The sequence below is a fragment of the Tsukamurella conjunctivitidis genome (genome assembly GCF_007858475.1).
GTDB lineage: Bacteria > Actinomycetota > Actinomycetes > Mycobacteriales > Mycobacteriaceae > Tsukamurella > Tsukamurella conjunctivitidis.
Genome location: NZ_VIGX01000173.1, coordinates 1 through 603, shown reverse-complemented (window position 1 = coordinate 603; position 603 = coordinate 1). Strand labels below are relative to the sequence as shown.

General features: G+C 63.7%; 1 protein-coding gene. It reads left to right on the top strand.

Annotated elements, in window-relative coordinates; translation table 11 throughout:
• Positions 1–603: hypothetical protein (locus FK530_RS24895; protein ID WP_146489478.1), on the top strand; the 603-nt coding region annotated here is incomplete at both ends.

Genomic DNA, 603 nt, shown 5'->3' with positions numbered 1-603 from the left:
GTGCACGCCCAATGGTGAGATCGATCCGCCCGGCACCTCCTACTCCAACACGGCCCAGATCGAGGGCTGGGGGGAAGCTGGCCAGGGTGTCGGCAAGGTCACGAACAAGCCGTGGCACATGGACCTGACCAAGAGCGGCAGCGTGCTGGGCGGTGCGAACCGCAACGGCAAGATCGCGTGGACCGTCACGGTTCCCGGCGACAAGCTCGAAGGGAAGGACGGCTTCACCCTGACGGAGGCGCTCGGCCCGGGCCACCACGTGGGCGCCGACACGATCAGCGGCATCAAGGTCGTCGAACAGTACGGTCCCAACCCTGGCAATGCGACAGGGTTGAAGCAGGACATCACGAGCAAGCTCACCTCCACCACGCTCAGTTCCTCGGGCACCGCCTTCGCGGTGAAGCTCGACATCAACGACCCGGATCTGGCGTTCAAGGCCAATGACTGGCGCTACATCATCACCTACTACACCTATGCCGACTCGACAGACCTTCCTACCGGTGGGACCAGCTTCTCCAACACGGCGGACATCGACGGATCACAGGTCACTGACCAGGCCGACGTCCCCGCGAGAACCTATGACAAGTCGGGCTCGCTCAACGG